The organism is Nitrosovibrio sp. Nv4 (assembly GCF_900215485.1).
Taxonomy (GTDB): domain Bacteria; phylum Pseudomonadota; class Gammaproteobacteria; order Burkholderiales; family Nitrosomonadaceae; genus Nitrosospira.
Genome location: NZ_OCMZ01000001.1, coordinates 456021 through 479393, shown reverse-complemented (window position 1 = coordinate 479393; position 23373 = coordinate 456021). Strand labels below are relative to the sequence as shown.

General features: G+C 53.3%; 21 protein-coding genes. 17 read left to right on the top strand and 4 right to left on the bottom strand.

Going from position 1 to position 23373, the window contains the following annotated elements; all coding sequences use genetic code 11:
- The first annotated feature begins 1 nt into the window (after window position 1).
- The 4 genes from CRO05_RS02070 (at window position 2) to CRO05_RS02055 (ending at window position 6350) form a co-directional block, all read left to right on the top strand.
- A complete protein-coding gene (locus tag CRO05_RS02070; protein WP_097065616.1) occupies window positions 2-1456 on the top strand; it encodes an FAD-linked oxidase C-terminal domain-containing protein in 1455 nt (484 codons plus the stop codon).
- Window positions 1457-1503: 47 nt separating this feature from the next.
- On the top strand, window positions 1504-2598 hold the full coding sequence (gene glcE, locus CRO05_RS02065) for a glycolate oxidase subunit GlcE (RefSeq protein ID WP_097065615.1): 1095 nt from the start codon (window positions 1504-1506) through the stop codon (window positions 2596-2598).
- 1 nt (window position 2599) lies between these two features.
- Window positions 2600-3940 carry a glycolate oxidase subunit GlcF gene (gene glcF, locus CRO05_RS02060; RefSeq protein ID WP_097065614.1) on the top strand — a complete coding sequence of 447 codons (1341 nt, stop codon included), beginning with the start codon at window positions 2600-2602 and terminating at the stop codon, window positions 3938-3940.
- A gap of 112 nt (window positions 3941-4052) precedes the next feature.
- Window positions 4053-6350 (top strand): DNA translocase FtsK, encoded by a 2298-nt coding sequence (locus CRO05_RS02055; protein WP_097065613.1) that lies wholly within the window; start codon window positions 4053-4055, stop codon window positions 6348-6350.
- Between the two features lie 407 nt (window positions 6351-6757).
- On the opposite strand, the gene CRO05_RS02050 is transcribed toward CRO05_RS02055, so the two are convergent.
- On the bottom strand, window positions 6758-7588 hold the full coding sequence (locus CRO05_RS02050) for a methane monooxygenase/ammonia monooxygenase subunit C (RefSeq protein WP_097065612.1): 831 nt from the start codon (window positions 7586-7588) through the stop codon (window positions 6758-6760).
- Window positions 7589-8028: 440 nt separating this feature from the next.
- Between CRO05_RS02050 and lolA the strand changes: the two genes are divergently transcribed.
- From lolA to CRO05_RS02030, 4 genes are read left to right on the top strand one after another with little or no spacing between them, the layout of a single operon-like run.
- A complete protein-coding gene (gene lolA, locus CRO05_RS02045; RefSeq protein WP_097065611.1) occupies window positions 8029-8652 on the top strand; it encodes an outer membrane lipoprotein chaperone LolA in 624 nt (207 codons plus the stop codon).
- Window positions 8645-9958, top strand: a complete 1314-nt coding sequence (locus CRO05_RS02040) for a replication-associated recombination protein A (protein WP_097065610.1) — start codon at window positions 8645-8647, stop codon at window positions 9956-9958. The genes lolA and CRO05_RS02040 overlap by 8 nt, the downstream gene beginning before the upstream one ends.
- Before the next feature lie 53 nt (window positions 9959-10011).
- Window positions 10012-11376 carry a serine--tRNA ligase gene (gene serS, locus CRO05_RS02035; protein WP_097065609.1) on the top strand — a complete coding sequence of 455 codons (1365 nt, stop codon included), beginning with the start codon at window positions 10012-10014 and terminating at the stop codon, window positions 11374-11376.
- A gap of 55 nt (window positions 11377-11431) precedes the next feature.
- Entirely contained in the window at window positions 11432-12220 is a 789-nt protein-coding gene (locus CRO05_RS02030) for a DUF6781 family protein (RefSeq protein WP_235001251.1), read from the top strand.
- Window positions 12221-12348: 128 nt separating this feature from the next.
- Here CRO05_RS02030 and CRO05_RS02025 read toward each other — a convergent pair whose 3' ends face one another.
- Window positions 12349-12912: a peroxiredoxin gene (locus tag CRO05_RS02025; RefSeq protein WP_097065608.1), complete on the bottom strand. Its 564-nt coding sequence runs from the start codon at window positions 12910-12912 to the stop codon at window positions 12349-12351.
- A gap of 1207 nt (window positions 12913-14119) precedes the next feature.
- Between CRO05_RS02025 and coxB the strand changes: the two genes are divergently transcribed.
- From coxB to CRO05_RS02000, 5 genes are all read left to right on the top strand, one after another.
- Window positions 14120-15256, top strand: a complete 1137-nt coding sequence (gene coxB / locus CRO05_RS02020) for a cytochrome c oxidase subunit II (protein WP_097065607.1) — start codon at window positions 14120-14122, stop codon at window positions 15254-15256.
- A gap of 16 nt (window positions 15257-15272) precedes the next feature.
- The gene (gene ctaD, locus CRO05_RS02015) at window positions 15273-16853 is read left to right on the top strand and encodes a cytochrome c oxidase subunit I (RefSeq protein ID WP_097065606.1); all 1581 of its coding nucleotides are present in this window, start codon (window positions 15273-15275) and stop codon (window positions 16851-16853) included.
- A gap of 116 nt (window positions 16854-16969) precedes the next feature.
- The gene (locus CRO05_RS02010; RefSeq protein ID WP_097065605.1) at window positions 16970-17527 is read left to right on the top strand and encodes a cytochrome c oxidase assembly protein; all 558 of its coding nucleotides are present in this window, start codon (window positions 16970-16972) and stop codon (window positions 17525-17527) included.
- Window positions 17528-17731 carry a DUF2970 domain-containing protein gene (locus CRO05_RS02005; RefSeq protein ID WP_097065604.1) on the top strand — a complete coding sequence of 68 codons (204 nt, stop codon included), beginning with the start codon at window positions 17528-17530 and terminating at the stop codon, window positions 17729-17731.
- Between the two features lie 31 nt (window positions 17732-17762).
- Window positions 17763-18611, top strand: coding sequence for a cytochrome c oxidase subunit 3 (locus tag CRO05_RS02000; protein ID WP_097065603.1), 849 nt, complete (start codon window positions 17763-17765; stop codon window positions 18609-18611).
- Window positions 18612-18645: 34 nt separating this feature from the next.
- On the opposite strand, the gene CRO05_RS01995 is transcribed toward CRO05_RS02000, so the two are convergent.
- Entirely contained in the window at window positions 18646-18840 is a 195-nt protein-coding gene (locus CRO05_RS01995) for a twin transmembrane helix small protein (RefSeq protein ID WP_097065602.1), read from the bottom strand.
- A gap of 61 nt (window positions 18841-18901) precedes the next feature.
- Here CRO05_RS01995 and CRO05_RS01990 point away from each other — a divergent pair, with 61 nt between their 5' ends.
- The 4 genes from CRO05_RS01990 (at window position 18902) to CRO05_RS01975 (ending at window position 21870) form a co-directional block, all read left to right on the top strand.
- The gene (locus tag CRO05_RS01990) at window positions 18902-19615 is read left to right on the top strand and encodes an SURF1 family protein (RefSeq protein ID WP_235001250.1); all 714 of its coding nucleotides are present in this window, start codon (window positions 18902-18904) and stop codon (window positions 19613-19615) included.
- Between the two features lie 25 nt (window positions 19616-19640).
- Window positions 19641-20198: a hypothetical protein gene (locus tag CRO05_RS01985; RefSeq protein ID WP_235001249.1), complete on the top strand. Its 558-nt coding sequence runs from the start codon at window positions 19641-19643 to the stop codon at window positions 20196-20198.
- A gap of 138 nt (window positions 20199-20336) precedes the next feature.
- Window positions 20337-21233 carry a heme o synthase gene (cyoE, locus tag CRO05_RS01980; protein ID WP_097065601.1) on the top strand — a complete coding sequence of 299 codons (897 nt, stop codon included), beginning with the start codon at window positions 20337-20339 and terminating at the stop codon, window positions 21231-21233.
- Between the two features lie 10 nt (window positions 21234-21243).
- Complete coding sequence (locus CRO05_RS01975) at window positions 21244-21870, top strand: SCO family protein (protein ID WP_097066600.1); 627 nt, start codon at window positions 21244-21246, stop codon at window positions 21868-21870.
- A gap of 105 nt (window positions 21871-21975) precedes the next feature.
- Here CRO05_RS01975 and CRO05_RS01970 read toward each other — a convergent pair whose 3' ends face one another.
- Window positions 21976-23343, bottom strand: coding sequence for an FAD-binding oxidoreductase (locus CRO05_RS01970; RefSeq protein ID WP_097065600.1), 1368 nt, complete (start codon window positions 23341-23343; stop codon window positions 21976-21978).
- Window positions 23344-23373: the final 30 nt, after the last annotated feature.

Below are 23373 nucleotides of genomic sequence, written 5' to 3'. Positions count from 1 at the left end.
TATGAATTCTCTCGAACTTGTCACCCGGCTGCGCACTTTTCTGCCACCCGAAGCGGTGCTGCATGAGAAAGAGGACTTGAGGCCGTACGAGTGCGACGGTCTCTCGGCTTACCGGCAAACGCCGATGATTGTCGCATTGCCGCAAACCGAAGACGAAGTAGCCCAGATTCTGCGGATCTGCCATGCATCGAAAATTCCGGTGGTGGCGCGCGGCGCGGGAACCGGTCTGTCCGGGGGCGCGCTGCCCCACGCAGAGGGTGTTCTGCTGTCGCTCGCCAAGTTAAAACGCATACTTGAACTTGATCCGGTGGCGCGCACCGCCAGGGTGCAGCCAGGTGTGCGCAATCTTGCCATCAGCGAAGCAGCAGCAAATTATGGTCTATATTATGCGCCCGACCCCTCTTCTCAGATTGCGTGCTCTATCGGCGGTAACGTGGCCGAAAATTCCGGAGGCGTGCATTGTCTTAAATATGGGCTCACGGTGCACAATATTCTCGAGTTGCGCGTGTTGACCATAGAGGGCGAGCTTCTTGAAATCGGGGGCGGCGGCCTGGATGCTGCAGGCTATGATCTGCTGGCACTCATGACAGGTAGCGAAGGCATGCTGGGTATCGTGACCGAAGTTACCGTAAAACTCACGCCCAGGCCTGAAAAAGCCCAGGTGGTCCTTGCCGCCTTCGACGACATACGCAAGGCCGGTGATGCGGTGGCAAATGTGATCGCTGCGGGAATAATCCCGGCGGGCATGGAAATGATGGACAAAATCACGACCCGCGCAGTGGAGGAGTATATCCATGCCGGTTATAACCTCGAGGCGGCGGCGATTCTGTTGTGTGAATCCGACGGCGCGACGGAGGAAGTGACGGAGGAAATCCAGCGCGTTAACGAGATCATGAAGCAGAGTGGGGCGATCGAGATCAGAACATCCCGCGACGAGGCCGAACGCCTCAGATTCTGGGCGGGGCGCAAGGCCGCATTCCCGGCGGCAGGGCGGGTTTCGCCGGATTATTACTGTATGGATGGAACGATTCCTCGCAAGAACCTTGCGAAGGTACTGTCCGGAATCGAAGCGCTCTCTGCTGAATACGGTTTGCGTTGCATGAATGTCTTCCACGCGGGCGACGGAAATTTGCATCCATTGATTCTTTATGATGCCAACCGTCCCGGAGAACTTGAATTAACAGAGGAATTTGGCGCAAAAATACTCCAGATGTGCATCCAGGCCGGGGGAACCATTACAGGTGAGCATGGAGTCGGCATAGAAAAAATCAATCAGATGTGTTCGCAATTCAAGACTGGCGAACTGGAAATGTTCCATGCCGTAAAGGCTGCCTTCGATCCGGATGGACTTTTGAATCCGGGTAAAGCCGTGCCGACGCTGCGTCGCTGCGCGGAGCACGGAGCCATGCATGTGCATCGGGGCGAAGAAAAATTCCCTGAACTGCCAAGATTTTGATGATGCGTATTTTACGTACTTCGTCTTGGCGAGCATCTGATTAAGCCATGCAGGAAATCATCGATCAGTTTGCCGATACCATTCGCGCAGCCGCTCGAGAGAGCGCATCGTTACTTATACGCAGCGGTGGCACCAAGGATTTCTATGGCAATCGGACCGCGAATCCCGACGGCTCAGAGGGCGGTATTCTGAATGCCACAGCCTATACAGGCATTGTCGATTACGAGCCTACCGAACTGGTCGTAACAGCCCGCGCCGGCACCCGCTTGGCTGAACTTGAAACGGAACTGCGTAAGCGTGGTCAAATGTTGGCCTTTGAGCCGCCGCACTTTGGTCCCGGCGCCACGCTTGGCGGTTGTGTCGCAAGCGGCTTGTCCGGTCCACGGCGCGCATCTGCCGGGGCGGTGCGTGACTTCGTACTGGGCGTTCGCATGCTGGACGGTAGAGGTGATGACCTGAGTTTTGGCGGGCAGGTGATGAAAAATGTGGCGGGCTATGATGTCTCGCGTTTGATGACGGGTTCGATGGGAACACTGGGTTTATTACTGGACGTTTCGCTTAAGGTACTGCCGTTACCGGCGGCGGAGCTTACGCTGCGCCTGCCGATGAACGAGGCGGAGGCTATCGACAAGATGAATCTTTGGGCAGGCAAACCGCTACCGGTTTCCGCGACCTGCTTCTGCGATGGTGAGCTGATTTTCAGGCTCTCCGGCGCAGCACCCGCCGTGCGTGCTGCTCGCACGATAATGGGCGGCGTGGAAATCGCCGAGGGTGCGGCTTTCTGGCAATCGATACGCGAACAGACGCACTCTTTTTTTCAACCAGGAAAGCAGCTCTGGCGCTTGTCCATAAAATCAACCACACCGCCGCTTTCGCTGCCGGGAAAGCAGCTGATCGAGTGGGGCGGAGCGCTGCGCTGGCTGGCAGTTGATATGGATGCAGATACGGATGCTGTGCATACAGCCATACGCAATACGGCAAAAGATGCGGGCGGTCATGCGACATTGTTTCGCAGCGATGGACCATGCGCCAGCGTATTCCATCCGCTCGCGCCGGCATTAATGAATATCAACCGGCGCCTGAAAGAAAAATTCGATCCCAAACGTATATTCAGTCCGGGCCGGATGTACCCGGAAATATAAAGTGCAAACCAATCTCGCGGATTTCATCAAGGACACTCCAGAGGGGCAGGAAGCGGAGGCGATACTGCGCACTTGTGTTCATTGCGGTTTCTGCCTTGCCACCTGCCCGACGTATCAGTTGCTGGGCGACGAACTGGACAGCCCGCGAGGACGCATTTACCTGATGAAGCAGGTATTGGAAGGTGAGCCTGTCACGCAAAAGACGCAGCTGCATCTCGACCGTTGCCTGACCTGCCGCGCCTGCGAGACGGTTTGTCCGTCCGGTGTGCGTTATGGGCGGCTGGTGGATATCGGCCGTGGCATCGTTGAAAAGAAGGTGGGGCGAGGGGTTGCTGCCGGTACTATGCGATACGCACTGCGCCAGGTCTTGTCCAACCCCGGCGTGTTTGCGTCGTTGCTGAAACTAGGGCAGTCTTTCCGTCCACTACTGCCCGGGGCACTGAAGGATTCACTACCTCCGCCTGTGCAGAAAACGCAAGCCGCGGAATCATGGCCCCCCGTGCGTCACAAACGCAAAATGCTGATACTCGAAGGCTGCGTGCAACCTTCGCTGGCCCCCAATATCAACGCCGCAGCCGCGCGGGTACTGGACAAGCTTGATATATCGCTCGTCATAGCGCCGAAGGCAGGTTGCTGTGGCGCCGTGTCTTATCATCTCAACGCTCAGCAGGAAGGGCTGGATTACATGCGCCGTAATGTCGATGCCTGGTGGCCCTATATTGGGAAGGAAGGTGGAGACGCGGATGGCGCAGGTGGAGTAGAAGCAATCGTTTTGACTGCCAGCGGCTGCGGCGTGACCGTAAAGGAATACGGCCATTTGTTGAGTCATGATCCTGCCTATGCGGAAAAAGCGGCGCGAATTTCCGAATTGGCCAAGGATATCAGCGAGATTGTAGAAGCTGAAACCGACGCACTTTTCCCATTTCTCAACCGAAGGTCTCCTGATACACCCAGCACAATAAAACCCAGGCTAGCATTCCATTCCCCCTGTACTCTGCAGCATGGGATGCGCATCCGAGGTGTCGCAGAGAAGATTCTGATCGCCGCTGGCTTCGAATTGACGTACGTGCCCGACGCTCATCTTTGCTGCGGATCGGCGGGGACCTATTCGATTTTGCAGCCCGAACTGTCGCAACAGCTGCTGAAAAATAAGGTGACCGCGCTGGAATCGGGCGGGCCAACCCGGATTGCCACCGCCAACATCGGCTGCCTCATGCATGTGCGAAGCGGAACGTCGTTGCCAGTCGAGCACTGGATCGAAATACTGGACGAGACACTTCGCGAAGAGGAGGGAACACCAGGGAAGTTGGAATTGCGGGCGGCTTCACCGTTCTCCCGTTAGCCTCTCGCCCTACAGTAACCCTTCCACGAGGGGCAGTTTCACTTTTTACCCCTGCCTTAACTCTATATAATCAAGTCTACCCTTCCGTACCCTGAGGCCGCCGATACCATCCATGAGCTTTGTCAACAAGCCAATGGCGAAAAAATCAAGCTCCAATCCCTTGCCACCCAGGGTCGCCAGGCTGCTGCGCGAATCCGCCGGGCTTGCGTTGCTAGGTATAGTGCTTTATCTGATGCTGATATTTTACGGCTATGATCGCGCTGATCCGGGATGGTCGCATAGTGGCAACACGCCAGCCCTCAATCCTGGCGGGCTTGCAGGCGCCTGGCTGTCAGACCTGCTACTGTACTTATTCGGCGTTTCAGCCTGGTGGTGGGTATTCTTTTTCCTCTTTCTGGTTTCATGGACTTATCACCGCATTGAGGGGGGAATATTCGACCGTCGTCCATTGTTTGTTTCCGCTGCCGGATTTCTTGTATTGCTGGTTACCAGCAGTGCGCTTGAAGCGCTGCGGTTTTATACACTCCAGATAACCCTGCCCCAGACCCCGGGAGGAGTGCTGGGTTTGATAATCAGCAAGAACCTGTCGCAGACACTGGGTTTTACCGGCGCTACGCTGGCGCTGGTCATATTGATCGCGATCGGTTTCAGCCTGTTTACGGGCCTTTCGTGGTTGCGCTTCGTCGAAAAACTGGGCGCCGCATTGGAGGGAATCTGCCTGTTCTTCAGGCGACAATGGGAGAACTGGCAAGATCGGCGCGCGGGTATTGCCTCTGCAATCCGGCGCGATGAATTGGTCGAGGTAGGAAAAAAACGCTTCCACGAAAATCCGCCTCTCCATATTGAGCAACCAGCAACCGCGATTCTGAAGTCGCCTCGGGTGATCAAGGAAAAACAGACGCCGTTGTTCATTGACCTGCCTGATTCACCGTTGCCGCCGTTGCGTCTATTGGACGAGCCACTGAAGAAAGATGTGGAAATTCTCTCGACTGACACGCTTGAATTTACATCGCGCCTGATCGAACGGAAGCTGATCGATTTTGGTGTGGAGGTCAAGGTGGTGGCGGCCTACCCAGGCCCGGTCATCACCCGCTATGAAATCGAACCCGCGGTGGGTGTGAAGGGCAATCAGATTCTTAATCTGGTGAAAGATCTGGCGCGGTCGTTATCGGTTGTAAGTATCCGCGTGGTCGAAACTATCCCCGGCAAGACCAGTATGGGCCTGGAAATACCCAATCCCAAGCGGCAGGTGGTGCGGCTATCGGAAATCCTCAGTTCGCAGGCTTATGCCGAGATGGCGTCACCATTGACCATCGCCCTGGGTAAGGACATCGGCGGACATCCGGTGGTGGCGGATCTGGCGAGAATGCCGCATGTACTGGTGGCGGGAACGACGGGATCAGGCAAGTCGGTAGCGATCAACGCCATGATACTGAGCCTCATCTATAAAGCTACGCCTGAGCAGGTGCGCCTGATTCTGGTGGACCCGAAAATGCTTGAATTGTCCGTATACGAAGGCATCCCTCATCTGCTGGCGCCCGTGGTAACCGATATGCGGCAGGCGGCCAGCGCGCTTCGATGGGGCGTAGCGGAAATGGAGCGGCGTTACAAGTTGATGTCGGCGCTCGGCGTACGTAATCTCGGCGGCTACAATCAGAAAATCCGCGATGCGATCAAGAACGAGATGCCGCTGACCAATCCATTCAGCCTGACGCCGGATGCGCCGGAGCCGCTGGAAGAGATGCCGCTGATAGTTGTGGTAATAGATGAATTGGCCGATCTTATGATGGTAGTGGGCAAGAAGGTTGAAGAATTGATTGCCCGGCTTGCGCAAAAAGCGCGTGCGGCCGGCGTGCATTTGCTGCTGGCGACACAGCGACCCTCGGTGGATGTGATTACCGGCCTTATCAAGGCCAATATTCCGACACGAGTGGCGTTTCAGGTATCGAGCAAGGTGGATTCACGTACCATACTTGACCAGATGGGGGCCGAAGCGCTACTCGGACAGGGCGATATGCTTTATCTGCCGCCGGGGAGCGGTTATCCGCAGCGGGTGCATGGTGCTTTTGTCGCCGATCAGGAAGTGCACCGGGTAGTGGAGTACCTGAAGGAACATGGTGAGCCGAGATATGTGGATGGGGTGCTTAACTCGCTGGAAGAGGAAGGTGGCGCGGGCGAAAACGGCGGCATGGCCGGGCAGGAAAACGTCGAATCCGATCCGCTTTACGATGAAGCCGTTGGGATAGTGCTCAAGTCGCGCCGGGCCTCTATTTCACTGGTACAGCGGCACTTGCGAATCGGTTATAACCGGGCCGCACGGCTGATTGAAGAGATGGAACGCGCAGGCCTTGTCTCGGCCATGCAAACCAACGGTAATAGGGAAGTGCTTGTGCCATCGCGGAACGAATAGAGCAAGCAACTTGACCAGCTAGCGAGACCAAAGTCAAGCACCTGACCAACCCCTGTAGTCGTACCCGCGAAAGCGGATATCCATCGGGTACCAGGTACTCAACTCGTATCGCCAACAGCACGTCATACCCGCGAAAGCGGGTATCCACGGAGCCCAGGACATATCATCGTTTGTCTCTCCGGATTCCGTATCACAGGATTTCTCAAAGGATAAGCAGCAGTCGGCAGCAGTTGGTTTAAGGCACTAATCGATATCTTGATGAGATGCAAGGAGATTCTGCGTGTCGTTTAGCGCAGATTCACGGATATCTTGGCAAGAAGACGCTGAATTAGCGGCGAAAATGAAAACGCGCCGTTCCTCTTACGAGGAACGGCGCGTCCGTAAAGCAGCTTCAGCTAATCAGTCAGTCATCGATTAACCGGCTCCGCTACGATGCGGTTGTTGAGGATGACTTTGCTCTGGCCATTCCAGACGACGTCGGTCAGGTTGGAGTAGCGCGTGATGATCTGCGCCGCTATGCCACCTGCAAACAGTCCCGACCAGCCCAGGATGACAAAGCCCCAGTGCAACGGTGCGCTGAAGAGTTCTTCCATGAACCAGAAGGCATGGCCCCATTCGTTCAGACCCACGTTCGGCAGAATCATGAGCGGTCCGGCAATCGCCATGACCAGCGGGAACGAGGTGCCCCGGGCATACAGCGGCAGACGGGTCATGGCATACAGGTAGCTCGCCACGCCGCACACGATGTACATCGGGAAGGAGCCGTAGAACACCACGACGTGACTCGGGGTGAAGCTCGTGTCACGGATGATGACCTGGTGCCAGGAAGCATCCTGCTCGGTGAAGAAGCTGCCGCCCCAGTAAACGCCAAACAGATACACGCCCAGCCACATCAGCCAGTAGAAGTAACGCTTGATTTCCAGCTTGGGGTCAAGATTGTCCAGTTGCTCTTTGGTGTCGCGCGTCTTCCAGATCCAGCCCCAGGTGACCAGGGCAAAGATCGGCATCACTATCATGTGCACACGCCACAATCCCATCCAGACTTTCTCGAATTCCGGCTCCATCGAGTCCATCCCGTGCGAGTATGCAAATGTGCGCTGATACCAGATCCAGAATATCGCCACCGCCAGCATGGTGATCAGTCCAAACTTGTACCACCTTGAGTCATACCACAGCGACATGTCGTAATCACGACCGCCTGACTTCGCCTGGCTTGACGTTCCTAGTGTTGTTGCCATATCGTTTTCCTCCTGTGACTAATACTCGAAAATAACAGTCAACATTCAGTTGGCGGAATGCATTCCGCCAGCGAATTTTAGACTTTTCTGTTTACAAAAGAGTTCCCTTTCTTCGGTCCGTTTTTTTTGCAAGCTTTTCCACACCCTACACCTTTGCACGCTTGAGAAACCTTGAAACGGCTTTTTTCCGGAAAGGTTTACTCCGCCACAAGAACTACAAGAGCCGATATCTATCGATGATTGTGCTAAAGCGCGAGGACGTTTATGCTTCCGGTAAAGAGCGGAAACGATAAAATCACAGCCGCAGGCTCCCAAATAAACCAGTGCCCTCCAGATTGCGGGGAACAGTAATTCTGCCGGATTCAGGTCGAGTACAAACCGAAATTGATCCACGTTACTGAAGCGTTGTTTTTTGACTGTCTTTGATATAGGAAATATTCATGAATTTTTCGGAGCGCTGCTGGTTTTTTCTCATGTTTTTTTTATTTGTTTCTGTTGCCGAGGCTAGTGCAATTAGCAGTCTCAAGAATTTTATGCAGAACACGCGAACTGTCCGCGCGGCATTCTCACAGATGGTTCTTGATAAAAACGGACGTGTGGTGCAAAGAGGGGGTGGTACGATGCAATTCGAGCGTCCGGGAAAATTTCGATGGGTTTATGAGAAGCCGTACGAGCAACTGATTGTTGGCGACGGTGATCGGATATGGTTCTATGATCATGACCTCAATCAGGTGACCGTCCGCAAACTTGACGTCGCTATCGGCAGCAGTCCAGCCGCATTGCTCGCGGGAAGCAGCGATATCGAGAAAAGCTTCGATCTTGCTGAAATGGGCCTGGATGACGGTACCGAATGGCTTGAAGCCACGCCCAAAACCAAGGAAAGTACGTTTGAATGGGTCCGCCTGGGATTTACGCCAGAAGGCATACTAAAGGCAATGGAATTGCGTGATCATTTTGGCCAGACCACCGTGCTTACATTTTCGGGGGTGGAACGAAACCCCAAACTTCCACAGGAATTGTTCAAATTCAGTCCCCCTGAGGGGGCGGATGTGATCAGTGATTGACCTGTTCGAGCAGCGCGAGCCTGCCGCGCCGCTTGCGGAACGCTTGCGTCCTCATGCACTGAAAGACATTGTCGGACAGCAGCACTTGCTTGGTCCCGGGAAGCCCTTACGGCTGGCGTTTGAATCCGGCAAGCCGCATTCAATGATATTGTGGGGACCACCCGGCACCGGCAAGACCACTCTCGCTCGGCTCATGGCATTGGCGTTTGATGCGGAGTTCATCGCGCTTTCGGCAGTGCTGTCCGGGGTCAAGGATATTCGTGAAGCGATTGAACGCGCAAGAGCAGTGTTGCAGCAGTCGGGGCGCCACACCATACTGTTCGTGGATGAGGTTCATCGCTTCAACAAAGCGCAGCAGGATGCTTTTCTACCCTTTGTAGAACAGGGATTGGTAACGTTCGTTGGTGCAACTACCGAGAATCCTTCGTTTGAAGTCAATAGTGCCCTGTTATCACGGGCACAGGTTTATGTGCTAACGGCCTTATCGGAAGATGAACTCGTTATCCTGTTCGAGCGCGCAAAGAACCTGGCATTGCAAGGGCTGGAGTTTACCGATGATGCCAGATCGTTATTGATCGAATATGCAGATGGCGATGCCCGGCGGCTACTCAATTTTCTGGAACAAATAAAAACTGCGGCGGTAACCGAAGGAATTACGAAAATAGGGGCGGAATATGTGCGCAGTGCGCTTTTTCGCAGCGCCCGCCGGTTTGACAAAGGCGGAGATGAATTTTACGACCAGATTTCGGCGATGCATAAATCCCTGCGGGGTTCCAACCCGGATGCCACGCTTTACTGGATGTGCCGCATGCTGGACGGAGGAGCGGATCCGCGCTATATCGCCCGGCGCCTGGTTCGAGCATCCGTGGAAGACATCGGGTTGGCCGACCCGCGTGCGCTGCGGGTAGCCCTGGACGCTTCCGAGACATACGAACGTCTTGGCAGTCCGGAGGGCGAACTGGCGCTGGGGCAGGCAGCGTTATATCTTGCTTGTGCGCCCAAGAGCAATGCCGCTTACGTTGCTTATAATAAAACCCGGTCTGTTATTAGTGGCGACAAGTCACGTCGCGTACCGGAGCATTTGCGTAACGCGCCTACTCGTCTGATGAAGGAACTGGGCTTCGGGCGAGACTATCGTTATGCCCATGACGATCCCGAGGCCTATGCCGCAGGTGAAAATTATTTTCCCGAAGGAATGCCGGCGGTGAGAATTTATGAGCCGTCAACGCGCGGGTTCGAAGGTAAAATTGCGGAAAGGCTGGCGCATTTGCGCGAGCTGGACAAGCAGGCGAATAAAAATTCATAAATAAGGGCGTTTTGCATGGGGCATTGTCCGGCACGCGCTTTTTCGGAGTAAGCATGTTAGACATTCAGTTGTTGCGCACCCATCCAGATCATGTTGCAAGGCTCCTCGCCACGCGCAACTATGTTTTTCCCCTGACGGAATTCGGCGAGCTGGAGGCGGAACGAAAGAATATTCAGACCTATACCGAGGAACTGCAAGCGCGGCGAAATGCTGCGTCCAGACAGATCGGTAATGCCAAGAGCAGAGGAGAGGACGCCAGCAGTATCCTTGCGGAGGTGGCTCAACTCGGTGACGAACTGAGGCAGGCGGAAAATCAGCTGCAGCAAACTCAAACTGCATTGCAGCATATATTGCTGCAAATTCCCAATCTGCCGCATAGCAGTGTACCTGAGGGTAAAAGCGAAGCCGATAATCGGGAAGTGCGCCGTTGGGGAACGCCGCGCTCGTTCGATTTTACAGTGAGAGACCATGTCAGCATAGGCGAGAGCCTGGGATTGCTGGACTTACCAACCGCGACTAAACTCAGCGGCGCACGATTCAGCCTGATGACAGGCGGTCTCGCACGCCTCCACCGTGCTCTGGCGCAGTTCATGCTCGATGTCCATACGCAGGAGCATGGCTATACTGAAGCATATGTGCCATATCTGATTAATGCGGATAGCTTGCGGGGCACCGGACAGTTGCCTAAATTCAAGGATGATTTGTTCGAGATCCCCCGGAAAAAAATGGGTATGGTCGAATCCCTTCCGCGAAATGAGGGGCATGCTCCGTTATCGAGCAACCCTCGATGTGAGTATGAAGATGACGATTTGTATTTGATTCCTACTGCCGAAGTGCCGCTCACTAATATCGTGCGGGATCGAATTGTTGCTCTTGAGTCGCTTCCCCTTAAATTTACAGCGCATACCCCATGCTTCCGTTCGGAAGCCGGGAGCTATGGTAGAGATACCCGCGGGATGATCCGGCAACATCAATTCGAGAAGGTGGAGCTGGTCCAAATCGTGCATCCCCAACAATCTTACAAAGCGCTGGAAGAGCTTACCGGTCATGCCGAAACGATTCTTCGGAAACTCGGGCTGCCTTATCGCGTAATGACGCTCTGCACGGCCGACATGGGTTTTGCGGCAACCAAAACGTACGACATCGAGGTGTGGCTGCCGGAACAGAATACCTATCGCGAAATTTCATCATGCAGCAATTGCGAGGCGTTTCAGGCACGGCGCATGCAGGCACGCTTTCGTAATGAGAAAGGCAAACCGGAACTGCTGCATACCCTTAATGGCTCGGGGTTGGCCGTGGGACGAACGCTCGTCGCAATTCTGGAAAATTTTCAGAATTCGGATGGCAGCGTATCGATTCCTGAAGTTCTGCGGGATTATATGGGCGGCCTTGGCCGGCTCACAGCACAGACCGAATGATAAATGAGTAGTAAACCATATAAATTTCTTAATCTTAGGGAGGGGTTTAACTATCATGGAGAAGAAAACTGGCGGCGAAGGTTCTTCTGACAAAACCGCAGGCAAAAAGGCCGACAAAACCATGAGTAAAGCCGCAGGCAAAACCGCAAGCAAAGCAGCGGGTAAAACTTCGAACAAAACAGCAGTCGCGCTGGAAGCCGAAGTGCGCAACACGATGGCTCAGGGAAGTGATGTTCGGCAGGAAGTGCGGGACCTGACAGTGAGAGCCCTGAGTACGCAAAACCAGGATCGGGAATCGCTGAGGCACGTTATGACAGCTGTGATGAAAGGCGTACGCGAAGGAGCACAGCAAAAGCTGCAACAATCACCCTTACACACGCAAACCGCCATGAAACCTGTCCGCGATGCCGTGGCTGGATTGGATGCCGCACTGGCACAGCTCGCCGAAGCTTCGAAACTGGCGTTGGAGGAGGCTGCAGGCCGTGCGCAAAAGTTTTCAGATGAGGAGCTTGCGCGGGTCCGCACCGATCTGGAAGGTGTTGAAAATCTCTTCCTGGATGTCTTGCAGGGATCCGCTTCCGCCGCTCAGGATCTGGTGAAGGAAACCTTGGGTGATCTTGTGATGCACGCGAAGCGCAACGGGACAGCTGTCGGTTCTGCGTTGCAGGATACCCTTTCGACTTTTAACCGGCAGATGACCTTGGCCGGACAAAATCAGCTTGAAGCGGGCTTACAGTTGACTCATGCCATCACCAATCTGATGCGCCAAACGGCTGCTGGCGTTCTCACCGGAATTGCAGAGCGCGTCAAACCAGAGGATAAGCCCACAGGATATCGGAGTTGATCGATTTTTTGGCTGGCTGCTCAGCGAAGTCCTGCCGGCAGACCCCTGGACGTCCCAATGCACGCTTGCTCTGCGGCATTTAAAGCAATTACAGGGAGCCCTGGCATTGCTCTACCCGGATATGCGATTCAGATGCTGCACCCATCTTCATCGCAGGCTCGATTTTCCGCGATTGCCGGGCCTGTTTCCGGCGAGCTTGCCAATTCGTCAATTTCTTCGGAAAGCAATGCGCCAATGGAAAATCCGACCGTTAGATCACTTACATGTCCAAACTTATGCAAACGGATGCGGCCTGCTTTGTCTATCAAAATGAGAGTGGGAGTCCCCTGCATCCGGTAGGCGTGCATGGTCAGGGGAATGCCTTGTGGCTGGTCTTCATATTTATCAATACCAATCGGGAAGCGCAATCGATATTCGTGCACAAAAACCTCTAGCGCCTCACGTCCCATCACTGCATGATGTTCGAAAACCGTGTGCAGTCCAATCACCGCTACGCGACTGGGATCAAACTCCTGATATATTTTCTGGGCCTGCGGAATACCGATTTGCACGCAACCCGGACAGAAGATTTGAAAAGTATGCAGCACAACCACCTTGCCGCGTAATGAGGCGAGCGTAAGCGGGTGAGGTGTATTAAGCCAACCCGATGTCTGCAGCTCCGGCGCCCTGATACTCTTGTTTGTTTCCGCCATTTTTTTATACTCTCAAAAATAATCCGCTTACGATTATAATCGAGCCGCCGAATAAGTCCTAATAGGGGGGGCGAGACGGACTTCGCCGGATGGGTGCTTAAAAGGCGAGGGAGAGGGAGGCGTGGAAAATGAGCCGAAGTATGCCCCGTCGATTAGTTTGTCCGCAAACTGTTTTTCGTCCTTAACGTACGGTGATACGGGAAACTCGTCCTGAAAGTAGCAGTTTTCTGCTCGCGATCGCATATGTCGGCGCTCGCCAGTCGCTTGACTGGAACCGCGCCATTGCGAAACCGCCGCGTTTTCTTACCACGAGCCCAGCTTTGGGTCGTACTTCAGGTCGTATTGTGAAACTCCAAAAATGGGAGCGCTGCCATTCATGTGGCGGTAAATAATCGTGACCTATTCCGATGCGGGACCAGAGAATCCGGTAATGATAAATGAATAGATTTGCGTTTGATGGTTGATAATCACCACAATGCAAATAGGGTAAAATCACCACAATTGGAAAAGGGGGAAATACCGATTTTTAGAATAAGGGCATTATTGGTATGGGTTGCCAAGATCATGTTTCGTTCTTGTACGCCCCATTCCCGTGTGGTAGAATTTTTCCGTTTCAGTAGCGGTGTTTCGGCGACCAATTAAAGCGGATACCGGAAAATTTTGAAAAGCTGGATCAGCTTGAATGAGAAAGAACGGAAATATAGCCGGAAAGCCGTGTAACACATGGATTTAAGTCACATTTCAAGCCATGTGTTTTGATTAAGAAGATAAGCAAAAAACATAAAATGGATCATGATGAAAACATATATCCATTTCGTGAGCTTCCGCCTGATTCCTGATTTGATGAATGCGGTACTGGTATCAACCAGGAAATTTATTGTTCAGGTTTGAATAATGGCGACGCATAATTTTTTGTTTTTAGTGGAAACCTGGAACTTATGGAAATGCCGTTATTCTTAGTGTTTGAAATTCGCATAAAGCCAGCATAAAAACCATGGTAGAACTATAGAATAACACAATTACCGACGTTCGCAACATGGCTATTTACGCAGGACAGATCTGGTAATGAAGAGACTTGCATCCGCCATCTGGCGATGCCGAGCTAAGCAAAAAATGATCTGGAAGCCAGTTCGTGGGGTCGGTCACACATTGTGGAATTTTAGAATTATTGGCTCGTACTGTAATCAGTAATCAAGTGGGGGGAAATATGAGCAGTAAAGCAGCAGCAAGCATAGTGGGGATGATGGCGATCGCATTGTATTCCGGAATGGGAATGGCGGCGGCGGATCCTTACCAGTTGAATTTGCCCGAGCCGCAGACGATCATAGCCAGGCAGATATATGATCAGCACACCATGCTTTTATGGATTTGCCTGGCGATCTTCATTGGTGTATTTGGCGTCATGTTTTATTCGGTACTCAAGCACCGCAAATCTGTTGGTTACAAAGCGGCAAACTTCCATCACAGCACCACGGTCGAGATCATCTGGACCATCATCCCGTTCTTCATCCTGGTGGGGATGGCTTTTCCTGCCACCAAGACCATCATCGCCATGAAGGACACCTCCAGTCCTGACATTACCATCAAGACCACCGGGTACCAGTGGAAATGGGGGTATGACTACCTGACAGGAGAAGGGGAAGGGATCAGCTTCTTGAGCAACCTCGCCACACCCCGGGCGCAGATAGAGAATGCCTCGCCCAAGGAGGAGAACTACCTGCTGGAAGTGGACAACCCCGTAGTGGTACCTGTCGGCAAGAAGGTTCGCATCATCATCACCGCCAACGACGTCCTGCACGCCTGGTGGGTACCGGCATTGGGCGTCAAGCAGGACGCCATCCCCGGCTACATACGCGACGCCTGGTTCACGATCGACAAGCCTGGCACCTACCGCGGGCAATGTGCTGAACTATGCGGCAAGGACCACGGCTTCATGCCGATCGTGGTGGAAGCGGTGGAGCCTGAAAAATATACCCAATGGGTGGCGGAACAGAAGAGCAAATCGGCTGCGGCAGTAGTGGATGTCAGCAAGGAATTCACGATGGACGAGTTGAAGGCCGAAGGCGAGAAAGTGTATGCCGCCAACTGTGTTGCCTGCCATCAGGCCAATGGCAAGGGTATTCCCGGCACATTTGCCGCGCTGGACGGATCGAAGGTAGCCACGGGTCCGAAGGCCGGCCACATCGACATCGTCATGAACGGCAAGACTGGCACGGCAATGGCTGCATTCAAGCATCTGTCGGATGTACAAATCGCGGCGGTGGTCACCTACGAGCGCAATGCCTGGGGCAATACGGCAGGCGACGTAGTGCAGCCATCGGAAATCAACGAACTCAGAAAATAGCATCAAGGAGGAAACCATGGCAGCAGTACACGATCACGACGTTGCGCACGCCCACGACCATCATCCCAGCGGCATGATGCGCTGGATGATGACAACCAACCACAAAGATATAGGCACGATGTATCTGTGGTTCAGTTTCATCATGTTCCTGACAGGCGGGGTGATGGCGCTGACTATCCGCGCCGAGCTGTTTCAGCCGGGCCTGCAGATTGTCAATCCTGAGTTTTTCAATCAGCTGACCACGATGCATGGCCTGATAATGATTTTCGGCGCCATCATGCCGGCCTTTGTCGGTTTTGCCAACTGGCAGATTCCGATGATGATCGGCGCTCCCGACATGGCCTTCGCCCGTATGAACAACTGGAGTTTTTGGCTGCTGCCGCCGGCGGCCCTGCTGCTGTTGAGCTCGTTCTTCGTGCCGGGTGGAGCCCCTGCCGGTGGCTGGACCATTTATCCACCGCTATCGGTGCAGATGGGCATGGGCATGGATATGGCAATCTTCGCGATCCATATCATGGGCGCCTCTTCCATCATGGGTTCAATCAACATCATCACGACCATTCTGAACATGCGCGCGCCGGGCATGACGTTGATGAAAATGCCGATGTTCGTCTGGACCTGGCTGATCACCGCCTACCTCCTGGTGCTGGTAATGCCGGTGCTGGCGGGCGCGGTCACCATGCTGCTGACCGACCGCAACTTCGGCACCAACTTCTTTAATGCAGCGGGTGGCGGTGACCCAGTGATGTTCCAGCATATTTTCTGGTTCTTCGGGCATCCGGAAGTCTACATCATGATTTTGCCGGCATTCGGCATTGTCTCCGAAGTCATCCCGACTTTTGCACGCAAGCCATTGTTCGGATATTCGTCAATGGTGTATGCAACCGCCTCGATCGCCATTCTGTCATGTATCGTCTGGGCGCATCACATGTTCACCGCGGGCATGCCGGTAACCGGACAGTTGTTCTTCATGTACGCAACGATGCTGATTGCGGTGCCCACGGGAGTGAAAGTATTCAACTGGACCGCCACCATGTGGCGCGGCTCCATGACTTTTGAGACCCCCATGCTGTTTGCCATTGGTTTTATTTTCCTGTTTACTCTTGGCGGCTTCAGCGGCGTGATATGCGCAGTAGTCCCGATAGATATTCAGGTGCAGGATACATACTATGTGATTGCGCACTTCCACTACGTGCTGGTATCGGGTGCGCTGTTCGGAATATTTAGCGGGGCTTACTACTGGCTGCCGAAATGGACCGGGCACATGTATGATGAGACGCTAGGAAAAGTGCATTTCTGGCTGACCATGATCTTTTTCAACCTTACGTTCTTTGTCCAGCACTTCCTGGGATTGGCAGGCATGCCGCGCCGTATTCCCGACTATGCATTGCAGTTTGCGGATTTCAACATGATTTCCAGCATCGGCGCCTTCGGCTTCGGCCTGAGCCAGTTGCTGTTCCTCTATGTCGTGCTGAAATGCATCCGTGGTGGGGCAAAAGCACCTGCTAAAACCTGGGAAGGGGGCAAGACGCTGGAATGGACTCTTCCATCACCCGCGCCGTATCACACTTTTGAAACACCCCCAGTTGTCAGGTAAACAGGGGCTGATATGAGGGATAATGCAGAGAGAAGGCGCGGTGCAATCAGGACAGCCCTCTTTCTGCTGGTGATCGTGGTTGGAATTTTTGTTGCGGTCATTGTTAAAAACTTGTGATGAATACAATCGAAGCCAATTCCGTCGTAATGAAAAAGCTACTGATATTTACAGTAGTGATGTTTGCCTTCGGCTTTGCATTGGTCCCATTTTACGAAAAGATTTGTGAGGTTACCGGCCTTAATAATCTGTTGCAGGCGGACACGCTGACGGAGAATCCCCAGGTCGATACCACTCGCTGGGTGACGGTAGAGCTTGATGCCAATACACGCGGACTGCCTTGGCAGTTCAAGCCCCTGCAGTCCAGCTTGCGTGTGCATCCGGGTGAATTGGTGGAGGTGATGTATGAAGTCAAAAACAATTCCGATCGAGAGATCAACGGCCAGGCAATACCAAGCTATGGTCCGCAATTACTTGCCAAGCATCTGAAGAAACTCGAGTGTTTTTGTTTCAGCAAACAGGTATTGAAGCCAAACGAGACACGACAGATGCCAGTTCAGTTCATCATTGAGTCGAGTTTGCCAACCGACGTCAGCACCGTCACTATCTCATACACCTTTTTCGAACTGGCGGGTGCGAGCGCTGCCAGTATGGCTACCAAAACGAATCAGAGTTGAATGACAACGGCAAAAAAAAACAAGGCGACGTTTTTGCAAATAGCGAAAGCGGTATCCTGGGCTTTTTTCGGAGTGCGAAAACAAAGCGATCTTGACATGGACGCGAGCAACTTAACGCCAAAGCAAGTAATAATTGGCGGTCTTATAGGAGCAGCGTTCTTTGTCCTGACCTTGATATTGCTGGTCAAATTAGTAACAAATTAGAGATTAATCAATTACACGCAGGAGAAAGAGCATGAGCCAGGGGAGTCACTATTACGTTCCAGCGCCATCGACTTGGCCTATCACCGGGTCGATAGCGCTGTTATTCATGGGTTTCGGTGCGGCATTTTCGGTCAATAAGATGCCGCTGGGCTACGGGTTGCTGGCATTCGGTTTTGCCGTGCTCATTTACATGCTGTTCGGCTGGTTTGGCACCGTTGCCCGGGAAAGCGAGAGCGGCAAGTTCAACCAGCAGGTGGATAAATCCTTCCGCTGGGGGATGAGCTGGTTCATTTTCTCGGAAGTCATGTTTTTTGCCGCCTTTTTCGGTGCGCTGTACTACATGCGGATATATTCGGTTCCCGAACTTGGCGACCTGGAGCATAAATCGCTATGGCCGGATTTCACTGGGGATTGGCCAACCGCCGGTCCCGGCGTCACCGATAAGTTCATGCCCATGGGACCATGGGGTCTTCCGGCCATCAATACCGTCCTGTTGCTGACCTCGGGGGTGACGGTTACCTGGGCGCACTGGGCGCTCAAGCTGAACAAGCGCGGACAGCTCAAATTGGGATTGTTTCTCACTTTCGCCCTGGGCTTTCTCTTTGTCGGCCTGCAGGCATATGAGTATGGCCATGCCTATTCCGAGCTTAACCTCAAAATGACGAGCGGCGCCTATGGTGCGACGTTCTTCATGCTGACGGGTTTCCACGGCTTCCATGTGACCCTGGGTTCCATCATGTTGTTCGTCATCTATTGCCGTGTGCTGAAGGGGCATTTCACGCCAGAGAATCACTTTGGCTTTGAGGGGGTCGCCTGGTACTGGCACTTTGTGGACGTGGTCTGGCTCGGACTGTTCATATTTGTTTATTGGCTGGTATAAGGATCCTAGGCGCTCATACCGCAGGTTCAGCGGATTACTGGCTCAGCGGTATGATGCCAAAATAAGTACCCAGCATTAACAATGCAAACAGAAGAACCGACAGTCCGATACGCAGGGTTAAGGACTTAACCGTCCGTGTTCCTTGTCCTTTGTCCTTGATCAGGTAATACATGGCGGATGCCAGGCTGGCAAGGATAAAGAACATGAATAGCGCGGCGAAGAGTTTCAAGATCAATCCCTGTAATAATGGTGTTTAGGATTAAGTTTAGCGGAGTTCTGCACACTATCCAATGACTATTTTAGGCTGGCGGTTTACGCCGCGATTATGGTCAACAGTAGCTGCGGCGGTTGTCATAGTGATAATGGTGCAACTTGGCAACTGGCAACTTTCCCGCGCCCGGGAAAAGGAATCAAGGCAGGAGCAGCTTGATCTCCGTTCGCGAGAACCGACCGTAGCGCTGCCAGCGGTTCCAGTCAAGCTGGAAGATTTTCAATACCGTCGGGTCGAGGCGCGCGGAAAGTACGTTCCGGAGCACATAATTTATCTTGATAACAAAATATACAAGGGGTTGGCTGGTTATAACGTCATCACCCCATTGAGAATTGGAACAAGCTCAATGCATGTTTTGGTAAATCGGGGCTGGATAGCAGCGGATCGCGACCGTAGCAAACTGCCGCAAATAGCGACGTCCGACGAACCGGTAATTGTCTCGGGAGTGGCGACGACAGCGAACCAGAAAACGCTGGAGCTATCAACGGAAATGGTAGCGGGGCAGGTTTGGGAAAATCTCGATCTTGAGCGTTATCAAAGCGCCACAGGATTAGCAGTACAACCGGTAATGATATTGCAAACGGACGACGTGAAGGACGGTTTGGTGCGCGAGTGGGTGCGGCCGGGTTCCGGGTCTGGCAAGAACACGGGTTATGCGTTTCAATGGTTCGCGATGGCGCTGGCCGTATTGATTATTTATTTGGTGTTAAGTGTCAAACAAGAGCGCTCCTAACAAAAGCAGGCGCACGCTGATTTTAATGTTCGTACTGTTGTGCGCGCCTATTATCGCTTCTTATGCGCTGTTTTTCGGGAACGTACGACCGGGCACCGATAATTACGGCGACCTGCTTGAAGTAAAGACCTTGACGGGTACTGGGTTGAACCATGCTGACCAGACCATCTTCCGCGTGCGTGACCTTCGAGGTAAGTGGGCTCTGGTGTCGGTGGATTCCGGAAAGTGTGACGAGCAATGCCGCCAGAAGCTGTATTACATGCGGCAGGTGCGCCTGATACAAAACGCGGAAAGGGAACGTATAGAGCGGGTATGGCTGATAAATGACGGCGAATTACCCGAGCCTGAACTCATGAAGGAATTTGAAGGCACCTGGATTATCAACGCGAAGGATAGTGACCTCCTCAAGTCGATTCAAGGGAAAACTTCGCAGCGCGATCATATTTACGTTATCGATCCTATAGGAAATCTCATGATGCGTTTTCCCAAGGACCCGGATCCGAAAAAGATGTCAAAGGATATTAAACGGTTGCTCAAGGTATCCCAGTTGGAACATGCGATGGGGACCGATAAAAGGCACTGAGGCTCGTGAGTGCAACGGAAATGCTGATATGAAAGCCGACTCCCCGCAATGGCCCATAATTTTTCAGGCAATTGCTGTAGTTTTCGAAAATCGCTAGGTGCAGGCACATTGCCTGCGATGAATAAGGAGAGGAACGTTATGACTACTACGAGTATTGCCTGGCAGCAAACCGCATCGCGTATGCAGCAGTTTTATCGGTTAACCAAGCCGAGAGTGGTGTCCCTCATTGTTTTTACCGCCGTCATCGGCATGTTTCTTGCGGTCCCTGGCGCTGTTCCGCTAAACGCATTGATATTCGGCACGGTGGGAATTGCTTTCGTGGCGGGCGCCGCCGCCGCGGTAAATTGCCTTGTTGAACAAAAGATCGATGCGGTGATGGCTCGTACGCGGGGCAGGCCCTTGCCGCGGGGCACCGTCACGTCGCCCGAGACCCTGTTCTTTCTGGCGCTGATCGGTGGTACAGGCTTGCTGATGCTTCACCAGTTAGTGAATCCACTGACCATGTGGCTGACCCTGGGAACCTTCGTCGGTTACGCAATCATCTATACGGTGATACTGAAACCCAATACTCCACAGAACATCGTCATTGGCGGTGCTTCCGGCGCAATGCCGCCGGTGCTTGGCTGGGCTGCGGTAACCGGCGAAGTTTCCGCCGACGCCCTACTTCTGTTCCTCATAATCTTCGCATGGACGCCTCCACACTTCTGGGCGCTGGCGCTCTACCGCAAACTGGAGTATGCGAAAGTGGGCATGCCAATGCTGCCAGTCACCCACGGCGATAAATATACCCGTTTGCAGGTTTTGTTATACACGTTGATACTCATCGCCGTGACGTTGATGCCTTATGCCACGCAAATGAGTGGACTCATTTATCTTGCAGGCGCGGTAGTGCTGGATGCCATATTTCTATACTATGCGATAAAAATCTACCTTGATTATAGCGATGAGCTTGCGCGGAGGGCGTTTCGTTATTCCATCGTGTATTTAGCTGCGTTGTTTGCCGTGCTATTAGTAGATCATTACATCCGTTTCTAAATGGTTGCTTGTGAGCTATCGGGCCTTTACCTTTAACGCGCTGGTGTTAACGGCAATAATTTTATTGCCGGCGCTTTTTCTAACAGCCTGCGGCGACGCTGCGAAGCCCAAGCCGGAATTTCTCTCAACGGATATCAGCAGCGTCAATTTCGGCAAGGATTTTCGCCTTGCCGATCACACCGGTAACATGCGCACCTTGTCGGATTTCAAGGGCAAGGTAGTCGTATTGTTTTTCGGTTACACCCATTGCCCTGATGTATGTCCCGCAACCATGGCCAACCTTGCCACCGCAATGGAGAAACTCGGCCCGCAGGCCGACCGCGTACAAGTATTATTCGTAACGGTAGATCCCGAACGCGATACCCCGGCAATTCTTCAGCAATATCTTTCGGCGTTCAGTCCCGCATTCCTTGGCCTTTCCGGTAATCCGCAGGCAACGAAAGATGTAATAAAGGAATTCAAAATTGTTGCTCAAAAGCAAGCCGGAGAGTCCCCGGGACATCACACTGTGGATCACTCCACGGGAACCTATATTTTCGATACCAGCGGCAAGCTACGGCTATATGTCACGAGTGATAAAGGCGCGGATGTTTTCGCACACGACATTTCGGAACTGCTAAAAGCATCGGAAAAGTAACGGCGGACAGAAGTATGCGCCGGAAAGGAAGGTAGCGATTTCTCTTGAAACCGGATTAAAGCAGAGGTCGAGCAGTTCGCGCTGACATGCATTAGCGATCCGATATTAAGGAAATAGCTTCCCGGGGTTTAGAATATTGTTTGGGTCAAATACCCGTTTGATCTGTTTCATCAGGGCCATTGTCGCGGAATCGATCTCTTTCCCGATATACGCGCGTTTTTCGCTACCAACGCCATGCTCCCCCGACAAGGTACCATTGAGTCTGATCACCAGATCGAATATCTCGTTCAGGCACATCTCCGCACGCTTCATTTCGTCCTCAATCTCGGGATTCACCAGCAGATTCACATGTATATTGCCATTGCCGGCATGACCAAAATTGACATTTGCAATATCAAACCTGGCGCTCAGGCGTGACAACTCATCCAGAAAAGCGGGTAGCGCCGAAATGGGCACAACGACATCCTCGTTGATTTTCTTCGGTGCGATATCACGTAGTAATGGAGACAGCGATTTTCGAGCGCGCCATAAGGTGGAGGCATCGGCGGTTTTCTCCGCATGAATCAATCCCTCATTGCGGCATGCGGATAGAACCTCCGCGCATGCCTCCGAAATATAATGCTCGGGTCCATCCACTTCGATCATCAGCATGGCACAAGCATTCGCTGGTAACATATCAGGATACCGGCTGCGTATCAGGCCGAGCGCGCCGGCATCGAGGAACTCAAGCGCGCTAGGGGTCTGAGGAAGCGCCATTACCTGAAGTATGGCCGCAGCACAGCTTGCGATGTCCCGGTAGTGCGCGGTGAGACCGCCATAGGCTTGGGGAAGGGGAGTGAGCTTGAGTGTTGCCTCTGTAATCACGGCCAGCGTGCCCTCAGAGCCTATCAAAAGCCGCGTAAGATCGTAGCCCACCACGCCTTTGGTGGTATAGCAACCGGTCCGGATTATTTCACCGCTTCCCAGAACCGCCTTCAACCCCAGCACATGGTCACGGGTAGTGCCGTACTTCACTGCGTGAGGACCACCTGCGGAGGTGGCCAGATTCCCGCCAATGCTCGAGTAAGCTGCGCTCGAGGGATCTGGCGGCCAAAAGAAACCATAAGGCTTGGCAGCATCCTGCACGGTTTGGTTAATCACCCCGGGCTCCGCGATAATCACGCGATTAGCAGGGTCAACCGTGATAATGCGCAGCATCCGTTCCAGCGATAATGCAATACCACCCTGCTCGGGAAGGCTTCCGCCCGAGGTCCCGGTGCCGCGTCCGCGCGGCGTAAGCGGGATGCGATACTCATTACAAAGCGCCACAACAGCTTGCACTTCCAACGCCGTAACAGGAAACACCACCGCATCGGGGGGGAAAAGTTTGCGGGTATTGTCGTAAGCATAGGCATAACAGTCTACCGGATCCGTATAAAACCGGTCTGACGGAAGCAGGCAGCCAAGTTGTGCCACGATAGCAGGCGACAGCATCAGGAAGCTGCACCAGCCATTGGATCAGCC